Raw genomic sequence first — 17,509 nt, 5'->3', positions numbered from 1 at the left:
AAAAATGATTACGCATCGGTGCGTTTTTTCTGTTTGTTCAGGTAGAGCTGTGCATCAGATGCTTTGTAGGCATCATCAATGGTGTCGTTTGGCTGCATATTATAAATTCCGACAGAGAAGCTGATTGATCTATCTTGCGCAATAATTTGTAAGTTATAGCGAATCCTCTCCAGCAGGCGGGGCGTTAATTCACTGGGGTGATCGATGAGGATAATGCAAAACTCATCGCCACCGAGGCGGATGGCATAGTCACTTTTGCGAATGGACGTTTGAATAGCTTTGGCCAGGAGGGTGATAATGCGGTCGCCTTCCTTATGCCCCAACGTATCATTAATAACTTTTAGTTTGTCGCAATCAATAGCGATAAAGGTCACGAGGGTGCCGGAGTTTACTAACTGTTGTAAACGCTGTTCGAGCGTCGGCGTTAGAATTTTACGGTTGTAGAGCCCGGTCATCGCGTCACTGATATTTTCCCGCGTGACGTTGTGATACAGCCGAAAATGCGTTCTGACCATATTCAGCAGCAATATCGTTGCCAGTAGATAGAACGCGAATATCTTCCAGGACGAGACAATAAAGTACATAACATCAAGTGAGAGGGTGATACGTATACCGCCAGGTATGTCCTTCTCATAGTGAACATAGCGGAACAGATCGGTTTCACTTTTATGAACGAGGATCTCTTTACCTGAACTGGTATCAGAGACGGTTACGTTAAGATAACGCCAGACGAGAGGGCGGTCGCTGGTATAGAAAATATTCTGTAAATTCTCTTTGTTAATATCCACCATCACCACGCCTTTTAGCTTATTGGCGTAGTAAACCGGTGTTAAAAAGCTCATCACCTTTTTCTCGGTCAGGTTATCTTCATAAATACTGGAGATCACCGTGCGGCCAGTAAAAATACCGTCAATATCATTCTGGTCGATTCCCAGCGTGCCTTTTTGCAAAAACGACCAGTTGTGTATCGCAAATTTCCGCGAGTCGATCAGGTCATAGAAATAGACGTAGTTATTTTTAAGATCGACGTAATATCGAAATTTATACTCCAGCGTCCCTAATCCCTGACCGTAATCTTTCTGCTGGCGATTAACATTGACCGCCCGGTCAAAAGAGGGCAGCAGAAAAATGTCATCAAGTTGTTCGCTACATTTTGTTGAGGTGGTCTGCAACGTACCGTGTAATGGCAGATAGTTACGCTTAGTGAGATTGAGCCCATGAGTGCCGTTAACGCTGTCGAAAGCGTTGCAAAGTGCTTTTTGCTGTTCGAGAGAAGCAGGCCCCTGAGGGGACGAAAATGTGCGCATCAGATGGGCTGCGATGCTCTGATTTGTGTACTTATCATAGAGAAACGAGGAGTCGGCTTTCTCATTGATATAGCGCATGTACGCATTCATTGCTTTATCGCTGGCAATGAGCTCATAAACCAAAAAAGAAGACGTCAAAACAATTACGCTGACGGAGATAAAGATCCTGAGCGCTTTATGATGCAATTTCATAATGATTTACAGCCCTGTAAGTCTGATACTTCAGTCTATCACACGGCATACATCCGCTCTAACGCTACGGGAAAGGACATTTTGAAATAAAAATCATTCGCGTACTTCACCTTTAACTCTTAATGTTGTATTTATAATGCAACTTATAGAAAGGAGACAGGCCAATGAGCGCGACTGAAAAAGCGGGTCATACATTTTTAGCCAGCCTGGGCAAAACCCGTCTGCGTCCGGGCGGCGTTGAAGCAACAGAATGGTTGTTTAGTCAGTCTCAGCTGACGCCCGGCAGCCAGGTGCTTGAAGTGGCGTGTAATATGGCGACGACGGCGATAGAGTTAGTTCAACGCTATGGCTGTACGGTATACGCCATTGATATGGATAAAACCGCACTGTCAAACGCAAGGAATAACGTAGCGGCAAATGGTCTGGAAAATCACATTCATGTGATGGCTGCAAACGCCAACACTCTTCCTTTTGCGGATAACAGTTTCGATGTTGTGATTAACGAAGCCATGCTGACAATGTATGCCGACAAAGCGAAGGCGAAGTTAATTGCCGAATATTATCGCGTGTTGAAGCCCGGTGGACGTCTGCTCACCCACGATATTATGTTCACCGCCCAGAAACTGGGTGCGGGCGATCAGGACCAGCTTGTTGATGTGGTGAAATCAAACGTTAGCCCAATGACCAGACAAGGCTGGCGTGATTTGTTTCTTAACTGCGGGTTCGAACAGGTCCTGCAGCAGAATGGCAACATGTCGCTGATGTCGCCGCGCGGATTAATTCGTGATGAAGGGCTTACAGGGGCGGTTAAAATTGTGTTTAACGGCTTACGCACGAGCGAAAATCGTCGTCGGTTCCTGAAAATGTTTCGCTTCTTCCGTTCGCAACGTCATCAACTCAACTATATTGCCTGCTGCTCTGTAAAGGGAAAATAAAAAGGATAAACGGATGAATATTGATAAGATGAAAAATCAGCATGTTGAAATCCTTGAGAAAATTTCATTTTTACGTAAGTTGAGCCAGGCAGGTGTATCATCCAACGCGCAGGAAATTGCTACTGCGATCGTTAGCATGAGTGCGATTATAAAAACGCATTTGTCTGCTGAAGATCAGTTCCTTTATCCGCATATTGAGCAGGATGGAAATAGCACGCTCAGACAGGTTAGCTCAAAATTTCAACGTGAAATGACAGATATCGTCAGTGATTATGACGTATTTTCCCGGCGCTGGAATATTGCCAGTAAATTAATAGGCAATGATGAAGCATTCAGGCGCGATGCCAACACTGTTCTACGCAAAGTGTTTGAGCGTATGCAAAAAGAAAATAAAGATTTCTATCCGCTGGTGGAAAGGATGTAGGGTCATTTTACGTGCTGAACGGAAGGCACCACACCCGGAATAAATCAGCCAGAGAAGATAACCTCTGGCTGATTTGTTTAGGTGGTTAACTATTGCTGGTCGTACTTTGTTTATGAAACAGTTCGCGGAATACCGGGTAAATATCATCCTGGTCGCGGATATGCTGCATCGCAAAGTTATCAAAGGTTGACTGTAGATGTTCGTATTCACGCCACAAGGTCTGGTGAGCGCGGCGAGTGATTTCGATATAGCTGTAATAGCGTACCACTGGCAGCAGTTTTTTCGCCAAAATCTCATGACACAGCGGTGAATCATCAGCCCAGTTATCACCGTCCGATGCCTGTGCAGCATAGATGTTCCATTGGGCAGGGTTGTAGCGATCTTTCACCACTTCATCCATTAACTTCAGCGCACTGGAGACAATGGTTCCCCCGGTTTCCTGAGAGTAGAAGAACTCGTGCTCATCCACTTCTTTCGCCTGGGTATGGTGGCGAATATAAACCACCTCCACGTTCTTATAGGTCCGGCTTAAGAACAAATACAGCAGGATATAAAAACGTTTAGCCATATCTTTGGTCGACTGATCCATTGAACCAGAGACGTCCATCAGGCAGAACATCACCGCCTGGCTGGAAGGGTCGGGGCGTTTTTCATAATTCTTGTAGCGTAAATCAAAGGTGTCGATAAATGGCACGCGTTCGATTTTTGCCCGTAGTTCGGCAATCTCTTTGCGTAACCGTTCCTCTTCCAGCAACTGCGCTGGTTCGCTTTTCGCGATGGTTTCCAGATCCGCTTCGAGAGCATGCAGTTCGCGACGCTTACCCGCTGTCATCGCCGTGCGGCGCGCCAGTGAGTTTTGCAGGGATCGCACCACGCTGATGTTGGCAGGCACACCGTTAGAGGTAAAACCTGCCCGGTGCGTTTTGTACTCCGTTAACTGACGCTGCTGATTCTGCTTCAGGTTAGGAAGTGCTAAATCTTCGAACAACAGATCGAGATATTCATCTTTAGAGATCTGAAAGACGAACTCATCCTGACCCTCACCATCCTGGCTGGCCTGGCCTTGTCCGCTTCCTGAACCGCCACCGCCGCCCTGTGGGCGTTCAATGCGGTCATTCTGCACAAAATGGTCGTTACCCGGATGCACGCGATGGCGCAGACCACCACGTCCCTGATGAAACATTGGTTCGCTAATATCATCAGTCGGAATAGAGACAGATTCGCCGCTATCCACATCAGTCACCGAACGCTTGTTAATGGCCTCGGAGATCGACTGTTTAATTTGCGATTTATAACGGCGTAAGAAGCGCTGGCGGTTTACCGTGCTCTTGTTTTTGCCGTTAAGACGCCGGTCAATAAACCAGGTCATAAGCCCCCCGTACTGCCAACTGTTCGCCATGTCTGTAAGTGCCGGATGGCGCTGGCGCTATCCGGCCTACGGAACATTGTTTTGCAAGCCCGGTAAGGCATGCGCCACCGGGCACTTATGTTAAGACGATTTACGTACGCGCAAATACCATTCGCACAGTAAACGCACCTGTTTACGCGTGTAGCCTTTTTCCATCATACGGTCGACAAAATCGTCGTGTTTTTTCTGCTCGTCAGTCGAGGTTTTAGCATTGAACGAAATGACCGGCAGCAACTCCTCGGTATTGGAGAACATTTTCTTCTCAATAACCGTGCGTAGTTTTTCGTAACTGGTCCAGTTTGGATTGCGACCGCTGTTATTCGCTCTGGCACGCAGAACAAAGTTGACGATCTCGTTACGGAAATCTTTCGGGTTACTGATACCCGCCGGCTTCTCAATTTTCTCCAGTTCTGAGTTCAGCGACTCGCGGTCAAACAGCTGACCGGTATCCGGGTCGCGATACTCCTGATCCTGAATCCAGAAATCCGCATAAGTGACATAACGGTCGAAAATGTTCTGTCCGTATTCGGAATAGGATTCGAGATAAGCCGTCTGGATCTCTTTGCCGATGAATTCAGCATATTTCGGGATCAAATAGCCTTTCAGGAACTCAAGATAACGCTCAGCTTGCTCCTGCGGGAACTGTTCACGTTCGATTTGCTGCTCCAGTACGTAAAACAGATGTACCGGGTTAGCTGCCACTTCGGCATGGTCAAAGTTAAAGACGCGAGAGAGGATCTTAAACGCGAAACGCGTGGACAGACCGTTCATTCCCTCATCAACCCCGGCGTAATCCCGATACTCCTGATAGGATTTCGCTTTCGGATCGGTATCTTTCAGGCTTTCGCCATCGTAAACGCGCATCTTCGAATAAATGCTCGAGTTCTCAGGTTCTTTCAGGCGAGAAAGAATGGTAAAGCGAGAGAGCGTTTCCAGCGTGCCCGGTGCGCAAGGCGCATGGGTCAGCTCACTGTGGTTAAGCAGTTTTTCGTAAATTTTGATCTCTTCAGAGATCCGCAGGCAATAAGGCACTTTGACGATGTAAACACGGTCAAGGAACGCCTCATTGTTTTTGTTATTACGGAACGTTACCCATTCGGACTCGTTCGAGTGGGCAAGAATAATCCCGTTAAACGGCAGGGCAGAGATACCTTCTGTACCGTTGTAGTTTCCTTCCTGGGTGGCGGTCAGCAGAGGATGCAGCACTTTAATCGGTGCTTTAAACATCTCAACGAATTCCATAATCCCCTGGTTTGAGCGGCACAGTGCCCCCGAATAACCGTAGGCATCAGGATCGTTCTGGGCGTGGTGTTCGAGTTTACGAATATCCACTTTCCCGACCAGCGCAGAAATATCCTGGTTGTTTTCATCACCAGGCTCCGTTTTGGCGATAGCGATCTGCTCCAGAATAGACGGCCAGACTTTGACGACGCGGAATTTTGTAATGTCCCCGCCAAAATCGTGCAGACGTTTCGCAGCCCAAGGCGACATGATCGTACCGAGATAGCGACGCGGGATCCCATACTCTTTTTCCAGGATCTGCGCGTCCTCCTGCGGATTAAACAGGCATAACGGATGATCGTTGACCGGGCTACGTTCGCCATTGGCACTCAGGACATAAATTGGTACTCTCTGCATCAGCGACTTCAGCCGCTCAGCAAGAGATGATTTTCCCCCTCCCACAGGCCCCAGCAGATACAGAATCTGCTTCTTCTCTTCCAGACCCTGAGCCGCATGTTTCAAATAAGAAACAATTTGCTCAATGGCGTCTTCCATGCCGTAAAACTCTTCAAAGGCGGGATAGCGTGCAATTACCCGATTCGAAAAGAGTCGAGAAAGTCGAGGTTCGTGGGCAGTGTCGACCATGACAGGCTCACCAATAGCCATTAATAGCCGCTCTGCCGCGTTGGCATAAGCACTGCGATCTTGCCGACAAGTGGTAAGAAACTCCTGCAGCGTGAACTCTTCGTCCTTGGCAGCTTCATAACGCTGGCGATAGTGATCGAATATATTCATGGTATGCCGTCCTTTCGTTTTTTAGCACATGTTAAGAGCCGTTCATATGAATAGTAGAGGCCCCTGAAGAGGTAAACTGAACGACGTCGCTGCTGAGGAAATAAGCAACTCTCATGCCATTTTAGTGGTCAGGAGATCAACGTATTCGGTGATACACCTTCTAAAATTAAGCGTAGATGGCATTTGCAAAACTTGCCTGTGTGCGCAAATGAATTTCAATGGCATATCAATAACTCATCAGCAAAAAAAGCACATCTTATGTAAAGAATTGGAGCGGGATTCATGCGGTGTTCATCGTCCTGCAAGCAAAATGTCATCACTCGCTGAGAAATTAGGGGGTTACATTCTGGGGCGAATACGTAAAATAGTTGGGCTGAAGCGTATTGGCGGTTACACTTTGACCGCTACACATTTGAATAAGGAATTATGGATTGTGACCAAACTCAAACTTCTGGCACTTAGCGTCCTTGCCGCAACCGCAGTTAGCACCGCACAGGCTGAAAGCCAGTGGACTGTTGGCGCGGGTGTCGGCGTGATTAACAGCCCATACAAACAGTATGACCGCGATGTTTACCCTGTTCCGGTTGTCACCTATGAAGGCGATAATGTGTGGTTCCACGGCTTGGGTGGCGGTTACTATTTGTGGAATGACACGACAGATAAGCTTTCCATCATGGCGTACTATGATCCGACGCATTTCAAGCCAGGTGATAGCGATAGCCATGCTTTGCGCCAACTCGACAAGCGTAAAAGCAGCATGATGGCTGGCCTCTCGTATGTACATAACACCCAGTATGGTTTCCTGCGTACTGCACTGGCGGGTGATACTCTGGATAACAGCAACGGCTTTATCTGGGATCTGGCTTGGCTCTACCGTTACACTAATGGTGGGCTGACTCTGACGCCGGGTATCGGTGTGCAGTACAGCAGCGAAAACTACAACGACTATTATTATGGCGTGTCCAATCGCGAGTCTCGCCGCAGTGGTCTGAAAAGCTACAACGCTGACGATGGATGGGATCCGTACCTGGAGTTGACCGCGAGCTATAACTTCCTTGGCAACTGGAACGTATACGGCACTGGCCGTTATGTGCGTTTGAGTGATGAAGTGAAAGACAGCCCGATGGTCGATAAGTCCTGGTCTGGCATCTTCTCGGTGGGTGTAACCTACAAGTTCTGATACTAATGCGCGTCAAACACTAGCCCGCATCAGTGCGGGCTTTTTTGTGCTTGACGGAGATGAATATTGATCTAAAACATGAGATTTGATTTTTTGTGCTGTTTTGGCATTCTGTCAGGCTACAACGAATTTTTAACGTATTATTCCTGTCGCTGTTACTAAAAATATACTTGCTATTTTATTAGCCTGTTATCTATTCATTTTTGAACGAAATAAAGTCGTGATGGTTTAGCAAATCATTGTCATGAAGTAATGGTTTGTAGCTATTCAATGCGTTGATAATACTAAAATTTACGATCGAGGTAAGCGTAATTTTCTTATTGTTAAGCGCAATGAAAATTATTGATAACTCTTTTAGCATGTTTATCTCATGGCGAAAGTTAACTTTCATGTGAAAAAAACAAAAATTAATCGATTGATTTTAATTTTACATCTTTAGGTGTTTATCTGAAAAAATTAAAATTGACATTAAATATTCCATTGCAGATATTAAGTAAACTTTAAAGTAGCGACAGCAACTCTTCATGGCATTAAATATAATACGCCATGTGGATTTTTTGAGAATAAACCTGGTATATATAATGAAAAAGTTAATCATGATAGCTGTGATGGGCGGGATTCTGGCTGGTTGTTCCACCGAGGCTTCACGCATGAATGCTTGCGAAAGTAAGGGTGTGAGCCGTGATGCCTGCTATATTGCGGAGCAAAACCGTCAGGCGACAATCAATGCTGCTGCTGAAAAACAGGCTATGGAAAACGCGCAAAACGTGTATGGCACAAATGATACTAATTCCAGCCATCACCACAAACACGATAAGTATTAAGGTGTAACGTATGAAAAAATTAATTATTATCGCTGCGTTGGTGGCTTCCTCTACTGCACCTGCGTATGCCATTAGCGAGGCTTACCGCCAGCAGTTACAGCATGAACAGAAAACCATGGTCAGTGACGCGAATGCCCCGGTACACGCCAGTAAAATCACGCCCGTGCATGTGAATAAACTTGGAGTGGACTTTAAACGTGGTGCTGATGGCATTGCTTATATTAATGGCAAACCTGCGGCAAATGATGAGAATAGTGCAGAAGCTCAGTCTTATAGCGCAGGTTTGATTTCCGTCATCGTCTATAAAAACGGAAAAATCAACGCCATGAAAGAGGGAAAATATCTAGGTCGGTTAAAATAACCACTTCGTAGTTAAGATTTTGTATTATTTCGGCCCGGGAACATCTGCTGTTCCCGGGCTTTTTATTTCGCTCGCCTTAACGATCGGTTTCCAATCCATGATGGTGCAATTTGTGCACCCTAACAGGACACATGCGCGTTGTTTTGCTTTACTGTGGTGCATTAACACAGGAGGGTGCGATGACAGCGAAACAGGTGACGTTTACAAACCAGGTATCGCTTCCTGCTATTGGGCAGGGAACATGGTACATGGGCGAGGATCCAAGCCGACGCCGGGATGAAGTGTCTGCGCTGCAGGCCGGACTGGATCTAGGCTTGCGATTGATTGATACCGCAGAAATGTACGCTGATGGTGCAGCGGAGGAGGTAGTGGGTGAAGCATTAACGGGGCGGCGTGATAGCGCTTTTTTAGTCTCGAAAGTTTACCCATGGAATGCCGGCGGACAGAAAGCCATTGCCGCCTGCGAAGCGAGCCTGCGTCGACTGAAAACTGATTATCTGGATCTCTATTTGCTGCACTGGATGGGCGATTTTTCATTTGCAGAGACCGTCGATGCCATGGAAACACTGATTGCGCAGGGGAAAATCTGCCGTTGGGGCGTCTCGAATCTCGATTATGATGATATGCAGGCGTTATGGCAGGTACCCGGTGGACGAGAGTGTGCAACTAATCAGGTGCTTTATCATTTAGCCTCGCGCGGTATTGAATATGATTTACTGCCGTGGTGCCAGCAGCAGCAGATGCCGGTCATGGCATACAGTCCGCTGGCCCAGGCGGGACGACTGCGTGGCGATTTGCTTTCTAACTCTGTGGTGAATGACATCGCGCACGCGCACAATGTTAGCGCTGCGCAGATTTTGCTGGCATGGGTGATTCGCCAGTCGGGTGTAATAGCAATTCCGAAAGCCGCAAGCGTAGCGCATGTCGAACAAAATGCCGCCGCGCTGGAGATAACGCTCTCTGTAGATGAGTTGAAGCAGTTAGATAAGGCGTATCCGGCGCCAAAAGGTAAAACCGCGCTGGATATGGCCTGATTTGCCAAATGCCGATGTTCCCACAGCTTATCAGGCCTACGGCTGCGTGTAGTTTGTAGGCCGGATAAGGCGTTGGCCGCATCCGGCACGGTGCGCGGAACTGCCTGATGCGCTGTGCTTATCAGGCCTACGGCTGCGTGTAGTTTGTAGACCGGATAAGGCGTTGGCAGCATCCGGCACGGTGCGCGGAACTGCCTGATGGCGCAGCGCTTATCAGGCCTACGGCTGCGTGTAGTTTGTAGGCCGGATAAGGCGTTGGCAGCATCCGGCACGGTGCGCAGAGCTGTGTTAGCGTTTAGCTACACGAATAGTCTGCGCGAGGCGAGATGGTTTTTCTTCGGTGGTTTTCTGCGGAGCGGTCGCGTAAGCCGTTTCTACACAAACAAACGTTTTGTAGCCATCATCCGGCATGTCGCCCATGCTGACGGACAGCGCCGGGCCAGGGTTCCAGCCAACGACATTCAGGTGGTGGTGATGGACAACGTCGATATTGCGATTCAACGCATCATCATGAATCACGCTACACGCTTCCGGATTCAGATAAACGCGATCGGTGCGGTCCGGGAAGGTCTGGATACCATCAGCCAGCACATCTTCTTTAGCATCATTCACTTTATCGATCAGGCGATCGCCAAGACCACTTACTTTCACTGCCGCAATGTCACCAACGTTGAAATAGGTATGCAGTGCCGAGGTGGTTTCAAACTCACCATGAGCTTCCAGCTCCATCTCACAGGTGGCTCCCACTTTGAAGCGGGCCAGTAGGCAAAACTCGTGTGGCCAAAGCTGACGCGTTTCAGCGTTGCTCTGCAGTTCAAACGTCAGCACCACGCCATTGTCGTCTTCGTTGTGAGCTTTCAGCGTCCATGGCAGATTGCGGGCAAAACCATGCGAAGGCAGGCCCTGCTGAGCAGCCGGACCAAACCACGGCCAGCAAATTGGTACGCCGCCACGCAGCGCTACGCCGGTTTTAAACGGGGTATTATTACTTAGCCACAGGACTTCCTCTTCACCATTTGGTTTCCAGGAAAGAAGATGTGCGCCCTGCAGTGCGAAAGAAGCTTTAACCTGTGGGTGATCGACAACAAGAACCTCAAGCTCATCAAGCTGACGGCGGGAGAGGACAGGGGTAATTTGTTCGATTACCGGAAGTGCAAAAATTTTATTAATCATTACGCAATCCTTTCTTCAGGCAAAAAAAAGAGCGACCTGAGTCGCTCTTACAGATTACTGTTTCATCTCAACTTATTTGGAGATGTGTGCAATCAGGTCCAGAACTTTGTTGGAGTAGCCGGTTTCGTTGTCGTACCAGGATACCAGTTTCACGAAGTTGTCGTTCAGTGCGATACCAGCTTTAGCATCGAATACGGAAGTGCAAACTTCACCGTTGAAATCGGTAGATACTACGTCGTCTTCGGTGTAACCCAGAACGCCTTTCATCGGGCCTTCGGAAGCAGCTTTGATTGCTTTCTTAATTTCTTCGTAAGAAGCAGCTTTTTCCAGACGAACAGTCAGGTCAACAACGGATACGTTCGGGGTAGGAACGCGGAACGCCATACCAGTCAGTTTGCCGTTCAGTTCTGGCAGTACTTTACCTACAGCTTTAGCTGCACCGGTAGAGGACGGGATGATGTTCTGGGATGCGCCGCGGCCGCCGCGCCAGTCTTTGTGAGACGGGCCATCAACGGTTTTCTGAGTAGCGGTGGTCGCGTGAACAGTAGTCATCAGACCTTCGATGATGCCGAAGTTGTCGTTGATAACTTTAGCCAGCGGAGCCAGGCAGTTAGTGGTGCAGGAAGCGTTAGAAACGATGTCCTGACCTTCGTATTTGTCAAAGTTAGCGCCTTTAACAAACATCGGAGTGTTATCTTTGGACGGACCAGTCAGAACCACTTTTTTCGCGCCAGCAGTGATGTGCTTACGAGCGGTTTCATCTGTCAGGAACAGGCCAGTAGCTTCAGCTACTACGTCAACACCAACTTCGTCCCATTTCAGGTTAGCCGGATCACGTTCAGCGGTAACACGGATTTTTTTACCGTTTACGATCAGATGACCGTCTTTCACTTCAACGGTACCGTTGAAACGGCCGTGAGTGGAGTCATATTTCAGCATGTAAGCCATGTAGTCAGCGTCTAACAGGTCGTTGATTGCAACGATCTCGATGTCAGAGCGTTCTTGAGCAGCACGGAAAACAATGCGACCGATACGGCCAAAACCGTTGATACCTACTTTGATAGTCATATATTCCACCAGCTATTTGTTAGTGAATAAAAGGTTGCCTGTAAAATTACAAAAACCTTACGCAGCGTCAAGCGGAATCGTGTCAATCATTGCGACAAATCAATCTGCTGCCTAAGCTTTGCGCAACTGACTCGCCTCACTCTTCCTTTGGGCTTGAAACCACATGGGGTCGGCGGCCCGAATTTTAAAGGGCAATCAAGATAAAAACGTGATTCTGATCACGAATTGCAGGCTGCCATTTCGCAAGGATCAAGTTTAGAACAAAAGTTCGCACTCCGGTGTTAATGTTTTGTTAGAATCTGTCCCGCGATGTGAGTTTAGATAAAGCGAGATGTGAGCAAATGGCTAATCAACCTTCTCCAGAAGAACTGAAAAAAAATTTAACCGAAATGCAGTTCTACGTAACGCAGAATCACGGGACAGAACCGCCATTTACCGGACGTTTGCTACATAACAAACGTGACGGCATCTATCACTGTTTGATCTGCGACAATCCGCTATTTCGTTCCGAGACAAAATATGACTCTGGCTGCGGCTGGCCCAGCTTTTACGAGCCTGTCAGCGATGAGGCTATCCGTTACATAAAAGATACGTCACACGGCATGCAGCGCATTGAAATCCGCTGTGGAAACTGTGATGCGCACCTGGGACACGTCTTCCCGGATGGTCCGAAACCTACCGGTGAACGGTACTGCGTTAACTCAGCGTCTTTGAACTTCACCGATGGTGAAAACGGTGAGCAAACCAAGGGTTGAAGAAACGATTCAGCAAATTATTCTACGGAGAGTGGATTTAACATGAATCTTGATGAGATGATCAACAGCATGACGCCGGAAGTTTATCAGCGCTTATCGACTGCCGTTGAGCTAGGGAAATGGCCGGATGGCGTAGCGCTAACGGCAGAACAAAAAGAGAATAGCTTACAGCTGGTGATGTTATGGCAGGCGCGAAACAATATTGACGCACAGCATATGACGATTGATACCAACGGTGAGATGGTTATGAAGAGCAAGCAGCAGTTGAAGGTTGAGTTTGGTATTACGCCAGAACCGATTGCGACGTTTAAATCCTAATTACCCAGGCCCGGCAAACATCTGTGTCGGGCCTGCAGTTGATATTATTTCTTGTTCATCATCGCCTTCAGATCGGCGAACGGGTTGTATTTCGCTTCGCCTACGGCCTTTTGCGCATCTTCTCCTGCAACCACCGTTGAACCATACTGGTCCGCTTCCGTATATTTGGAATGTTCGTGATCGTGGCAGTACAGGCACAACATTTCCCAGTTGCTACCATCTTCCGGGTTATTCGAGTGATCGTGATCGATATGGTGTACCGTCAACTCGCGCAAATTTGAATACACGAACTCACGGGAACAGCGTCCGCAGACCCAGGGAAAGAGTTTAAGCGCCTTTTCCCGGTAACCGACTTCCAGACGGGCGTAATTTTTAGGGATAAAAGCCATAAAGCTCATGCCTCCAGTAGAAATGAAGAGCTGCGCCAAAAGCTGGCGCAGCGGAATGCGCTAATCATAACCTATTGTGTCAGGTGTTGGGATCAGTGTTTGATGCCTAACGAATCGGCTAACTGCTTCGCCAACTGATTATTGTCATCTGCGCCGTACTCCCAGAACATGGCGCCTGCCAACCCTTTGCTTTTGATGTAGTCGGCTTTGATCGCCACTGAACGCGGGTTTTCATAGGAGAGGGCAAAGAGTTTTTTTCCATCCGCAGACTGTACCGACAGCCACGGCACTTTCGCTTCATCATCCCAATGTTGGCTAAAGCGTTTTTGCGGATCGTTAATCAACTTCGCCACAATATCGTTGTACTTCACGTAGGTATCTTTGCTCAGGTCGATGCCCAGTGATTTGAAAAACTCAATTTGAGCTGACTCGAAATAGGGCTGGGTAGCCGGGTTTTTCTGCGCGTCAGGTTTGCTCCAGTCAATACCTGGCTCAACGGCGCGTTTTGGTACGCGGCCATAAAAGCCAATGCCCAGATTCATTTGACTCGGTTTCAGACCGGCGGCGAGATAGTTATTGACCACAAAATCGGCGCTGTACTTATCCGCTGCGGCGACCGTCGGCCATTGCGTCGAATCATACAGGTTCGAGTTGAAATATTGGGTGCCGTAAGCCATGTCGTAGGTCATCAGGTTGATGTAGTCGAGCGATGGTGCAATGGCTTTGACATCCACCCAGCTTTTCGGACTTTCTGCATTTGCGCCCACGGCGATGGTCAGCAGTTTTTTATGCCCCAATGCGGCGCGCAGCTCTGTTAATAGCGCGGTGAAGTTAACGCGGTCAGCCGGTTGGCTTTCGACCAGTCCCCAGGCGCCGTTAACCGGATATTCCCAGTCGAGATCGATGCCATCCAGACCATATTTCGCAATTATCTCCTGCGCAGACTGAATAAACACTGCGCGTGTTTCCTTCGTTGCTGCCGCGCCAGAGAATCCACGCGCTCCCCAACCGCCGACGGAAAGCAAAACTTTCAGGTTTGGATTTTGTTTACGCAGCTGTGGAATTTTCAGCAAATCATCCTGCACTTTCTGTGAAAGCCAAATCTGATGCAGTTTGCTGGCGTCTTTTAAGGCGTCATTGGTCTCGTCTTTTTCGTTGTTATAGACAAGGCCAAACGAATAGTTGAGATGGGTTATCTGGCGAACATCCAGTTTATTGATGTCGCCACCGGGACCGGCAGTGACGTCGCCGCCACCATTAAAGTAGCCAACTGACATCAGTGAACTGGCGGAAACAACGCTGGCGCAGAGCAGGGGTAGTGCTGCCAACAAAGGCAATAGTTTCATCGGTGTTCCTCTTTGACATTTAAACAAGCAAACACGCCACGGAAATGGCGTGGCGAAAAAAACAGCACCCACAGGTTAACAGTTTCATAACAGGAAAAATGCGAAGGGGTTCACGCCATTTTAGCGAAGCGGCAGCCACGTTCACTTGGGTTTCAGTTCAACTTTGCATTTATTTGTGATCTTGGTTGTGAAATACAGATCAAAATCTGTGTTTTAAAGATTTGGTGTTGACCTCAAAAATTATATGGATAAGTATGATGGTCACTGATGCAAAACTAAACACAAAGGAAAATTCCATGAAAGCACTGGCAAGATTTGGCAAGGCCTTTGGCGGCTACAAGATGATTGATGTTCCGGAACCGGTATGTGGTCCGGATGACGTTGTGATTGAAATTAAGGCTGCTGCTATCTGCGGCGCTGACATGAAACACTACAATGTCGACAGTGGATCCGAGCAGTTTAATTCGATTCGTGGTCATGAATTTGCGGGTCAAATTGTGCAGGTTGGCGACAAGGTTAAGGACTGGAAGGTGGGACAGCGAGTTGTGTCTGACAACAGCGGGCACGTTTGCGGCGTTTGTCCGGCCTGTGAACAGGGCGATTTTCTTTGTTGTACAGAAAAGGTGAATTTAGGTCTGGACAACAATACCTGGGGCGGTGGGTTTTCTAAATATTGTCTGGTCCCTGGGGAAATACTCAAAATTCACCGCCATGCTCTGTGGGAAATCCCGGCAGGGGTAGATTATGAAGAGGCGGCTGTACTGGATCCTATATGCAATGCCTACAAATCTATCGCTCAGCAATCCAAATTTCTTCCAGGCCAGGATGTGGTGGTCTTTGGTACCGGTCCATTAGGACTCTTTTCCGTTCAAATGGCGCGCATTATGGGGGCCGTTAATATTGTGATGGTCGGGCTGGAAGAGGATGTTGCCGTACGCTTCCCGATCGCCAAAGAGCTGGGTGCGACAGCTGTCGTTAACGGTTCGACCGAAGATGTGGTTGCACGCTGCCAGGAAATCTGCGGTAAAGACAATCTGGGGCTGGTCATCGAATGCTCTGGTGCCAATATCGCCCTAAAACAATCGATCGAAATGCTGCGCCCGAATGGTGAAGTCGTTCGCGTCGGTATGGGCTTTAAACCTCTCGATTTCTCCATCAACGATATCACCGCGTGGAATAAAAGCATCATTGGCCATATGGCCTACGATTCCACATCCTGGCGCAATGCTATACGCCTGCTGGCCAGCGGCGCAATCAACGTTAAACCGATGATCACTCACCGTATCGGCCTGTCGCAATGGCGTGAAGGGTTTGACGCCATGGTCGATAAAACCGCGATTAAAGTCATCATGACTTACGACTTTGATGAATAACATGTTTATTAAAAGGATGTTATCGCATGGAACAAATAGCAAAACCGCACTGCGGCGCCAGGCTGGACAGGCTACCTGACTGCCGTTGGCACACGTCGATTTTTGCGATGGTTGCCTTTGGATTACTGGTTTGTTGGAGTAATGCCGTTGGCGGATTAATTCTCGCGCAGTTAAAAGAGCTTGGTTGGACCGATAATTCCACCACCGCCACGTTTTCTGCCATTACGACGGCGGGAATGTTTCTCGGCGCGCTCGGTGGGGGAATTATCGGCGATAAAACCGGACGTAAAAACGCATTTATTTTGTATGAAGCGATTCATATTATTTCTATGATCGTTGGCGCGTTTTCACCCAATATGACTTTCCTGATCGCCTGCCGTTTTGTAATGGGAGTTGGATTAGGCGCACTGTTAGTGACCTTATTTGCAGGGTTTACCGAGTATATGCCAGGCCGAAATCGTGGAACCTGGTCCAGTCGGGTATCGTTTATTGGCAACTGGTCTTATCCACTCTGTTCACTGATTGCGATGGGGCTGACGCCACTTATCAGCGCGGAATGGAACTGGCGCGTACAGTTGTTGATTCCTGCTGTGCTATCGCTCATAGCAACTGTTATTGCGTGGCGCAGTTTCCCTGAGTCGCCTCGCTGGCTGGAATCTCGCGGACGTTACCAGGAAGCTGAACAGGTGATGCGGGTCATTGAGGATGGCGTTATTCGACAGACCGGCAAACCGCTGCCACCAGTCGTAATCGATGATGATGGCAAACAACCGCGTTCTGTTCCGTACTCCGCATTATTAACCGGGGTATTACTGAAGCGGGTTATTTTGGGTTCCTTTGTTCTGATTGCCATGAACGTCGTCCAGTACACCTTAATTAATTGGCTACCGACAATATTTATGACTCAGGGTATTAATCTGAAAGACTCCATTGTCTTAAATACCATGAGTATGTTCGGCGCGCCGTTTGGGATTTTTATCGCCATGCTGGTAATGGATAAAATTCCCAGAAAGACAATGGGTGTGGGATTATTAGTGTTAATTGCCGTGCTGGGATATATCTATTCACTGCAAACCAGCATGCTACTGATTACGCTAATTGGTTTCTTCCTGATTACTTTTGTCTATATGTACGTTTGTTACGCCTCGGCAGTCTATGTTCCGGAAATATGGCCGACCGAAGCGAAACTTCGCGGTTCTGGTCTGGCGAATGCGGTAGGGCGTATCAGCGGTATCGCCGCGCCTTATGCGGTCGCGGTATTGCTTAACGGTTATGGAGTGACGGGTGTATTTGTACTGCTGGGTGCGGTCTCCATTATTGTCGCTGTCGCCATTGCTACCATCGGAATTGAAACCAAAGGCGTCTCTGTCGAAAGTCTCGGTATTGATGCAGTTACCAGCAAATAA

Annotated in this window: 17 protein-coding genes; 10 read left to right on the top strand and 7 right to left on the bottom strand. The window is 48.1% G+C overall.

Annotated features, from left to right (window positions below; translation table 11 throughout):
- Window positions 1-8: 8 nt before the first annotated feature.
- Window positions 9-1,499 carry a diguanylate cyclase DgcJ gene (dgcJ, locus tag OGY37_RS05885; RefSeq protein WP_148362089.1) on the bottom strand — a complete coding sequence of 497 codons (1,491 nt, stop codon included), beginning with the start codon at window positions 1,497-1,499 and terminating at the stop codon, window positions 9-11.
- Between the two features lie 164 nt (window positions 1,500-1,663).
- Here dgcJ and OGY37_RS05880 point away from each other — a divergent pair, with 164 nt between their 5' ends.
- On the top strand, window positions 1,664-2,434 hold the full coding sequence (locus OGY37_RS05880; RefSeq protein WP_126318384.1) for a class I SAM-dependent methyltransferase: 771 nt from the start codon (window positions 1,664-1,666) through the stop codon (window positions 2,432-2,434).
- A 13-nt stretch (window positions 2,435-2,447) separates the two neighbouring features.
- Window positions 2,448-2,858 (top strand): hemerythrin domain-containing protein, encoded by a 411-nt coding sequence (locus tag OGY37_RS05875; RefSeq protein ID WP_148362088.1) that lies wholly within the window; start codon window positions 2,448-2,450, stop codon window positions 2,856-2,858.
- Between the two features lie 85 nt (window positions 2,859-2,943).
- Here the strand turns inward: OGY37_RS05875 and OGY37_RS05870 are convergent, their stop codons facing one another.
- Both OGY37_RS05870 and yeaG read right to left on the bottom strand, forming a co-directional pair.
- Entirely contained in the window at window positions 2,944-4,227 is a 1,284-nt protein-coding gene (locus tag OGY37_RS05870) for a YeaH/YhbH family protein (RefSeq protein ID WP_003832459.1), read from the bottom strand.
- 120 nt (window positions 4,228-4,347) lie between these two features.
- The gene (gene yeaG, locus OGY37_RS05865; protein ID WP_003030707.1) at window positions 4,348-6,282 is read right to left on the bottom strand and encodes a protein kinase YeaG; all 1,935 of its coding nucleotides are present in this window, start codon (window positions 6,280-6,282) and stop codon (window positions 4,348-4,350) included.
- Between the two features lie 433 nt (window positions 6,283-6,715).
- Here yeaG and OGY37_RS05860 point away from each other — a divergent pair, with 433 nt between their 5' ends.
- From OGY37_RS05860 to OGY37_RS05845, 4 genes are all read left to right on the top strand, one after another.
- On the top strand, window positions 6,716-7,462 hold the full coding sequence (locus tag OGY37_RS05860) for a MipA/OmpV family protein (RefSeq protein ID WP_148362087.1): 747 nt from the start codon (window positions 6,716-6,718) through the stop codon (window positions 7,460-7,462).
- A 581-nt stretch (window positions 7,463-8,043) separates the two neighbouring features.
- Window positions 8,044-8,286: a hypothetical protein gene (locus OGY37_RS05855; protein WP_148362086.1), complete on the top strand. Its 243-nt coding sequence runs from the start codon at window positions 8,044-8,046 to the stop codon at window positions 8,284-8,286.
- 10 nt (window positions 8,287-8,296) lie between these two features.
- On the top strand, window positions 8,297-8,647 hold the full coding sequence (locus OGY37_RS05850; protein WP_148362085.1) for a hypothetical protein: 351 nt from the start codon (window positions 8,297-8,299) through the stop codon (window positions 8,645-8,647).
- 179 nt (window positions 8,648-8,826) lie between these two features.
- The gene (locus tag OGY37_RS05845) at window positions 8,827-9,681 is read left to right on the top strand and encodes an aldo/keto reductase (protein ID WP_126956079.1); all 855 of its coding nucleotides are present in this window, start codon (window positions 8,827-8,829) and stop codon (window positions 9,679-9,681) included.
- 288 nt (window positions 9,682-9,969) lie between these two features.
- Here the strand turns inward: OGY37_RS05845 and OGY37_RS05840 are convergent, their stop codons facing one another.
- On the bottom strand, window positions 9,970-10,854 hold the full coding sequence (locus OGY37_RS05840) for a D-hexose-6-phosphate mutarotase (RefSeq protein ID WP_123267004.1): 885 nt from the start codon (window positions 10,852-10,854) through the stop codon (window positions 9,970-9,972).
- Window positions 10,855-10,926: 72 nt separating this feature from the next.
- Window positions 10,927-11,922 (bottom strand): glyceraldehyde-3-phosphate dehydrogenase, encoded by a 996-nt coding sequence (gapA, locus tag OGY37_RS05835; protein ID WP_003030697.1) that lies wholly within the window; start codon window positions 11,920-11,922, stop codon window positions 10,927-10,929.
- Window positions 11,923-12,263: 341 nt separating this feature from the next.
- Here gapA and msrB point away from each other — a divergent pair, with 341 nt between their 5' ends.
- Together msrB and OGY37_RS05825 are read left to right on the top strand one after the other, a co-directional pair.
- Entirely contained in the window at window positions 12,264-12,677 is a 414-nt protein-coding gene (gene msrB, locus OGY37_RS05830; protein ID WP_003832475.1) for a peptide-methionine (R)-S-oxide reductase MsrB, read from the top strand.
- Between the two features lie 42 nt (window positions 12,678-12,719).
- Window positions 12,720-12,995 (top strand): YeaC family protein, encoded by a 276-nt coding sequence (locus tag OGY37_RS05825; protein WP_003030693.1) that lies wholly within the window; start codon window positions 12,720-12,722, stop codon window positions 12,993-12,995.
- Between the two features lie 44 nt (window positions 12,996-13,039).
- Here the strand turns inward: OGY37_RS05825 and yajD are convergent, their stop codons facing one another.
- Window positions 13,040-13,384, bottom strand: a complete 345-nt coding sequence (gene yajD / locus OGY37_RS05820; protein ID WP_003832478.1) for an HNH nuclease YajD — start codon at window positions 13,382-13,384, stop codon at window positions 13,040-13,042.
- A 92-nt stretch (window positions 13,385-13,476) separates the two neighbouring features.
- A complete protein-coding gene (chiD, locus tag OGY37_RS05815; protein ID WP_286620326.1) occupies window positions 13,477-14,730 on the bottom strand; it encodes a chitinase ChiD in 1,254 nt (417 codons plus the stop codon).
- A 296-nt stretch (window positions 14,731-15,026) separates the two neighbouring features.
- On the opposite strand from chiD, the gene OGY37_RS05810 reads away from it, so the two are divergent.
- The gene (locus tag OGY37_RS05810) at window positions 15,027-16,103 is read left to right on the top strand and encodes a zinc-binding dehydrogenase (protein WP_003832481.1); all 1,077 of its coding nucleotides are present in this window, start codon (window positions 15,027-15,029) and stop codon (window positions 16,101-16,103) included.
- Window positions 16,104-16,129: 26 nt separating this feature from the next.
- On the top strand, window positions 16,130-17,509 hold the full coding sequence (locus tag OGY37_RS05805) for an MFS transporter (protein ID WP_286620324.1): 1,380 nt from the start codon (window positions 16,130-16,132) through the stop codon (window positions 17,507-17,509).

Origin of the sequence: Citrobacter sp. Cpo030, from assembly GCF_030333005.1 — a bacterium.
Classification (GTDB): domain Bacteria; phylum Pseudomonadota; class Gammaproteobacteria; order Enterobacterales; family Enterobacteriaceae; genus Citrobacter; species Citrobacter portucalensis.
The sequence above is the reverse complement of the archived record's forward strand: the minus strand, read 5'-3'. Positions and strand labels throughout refer to the sequence as shown.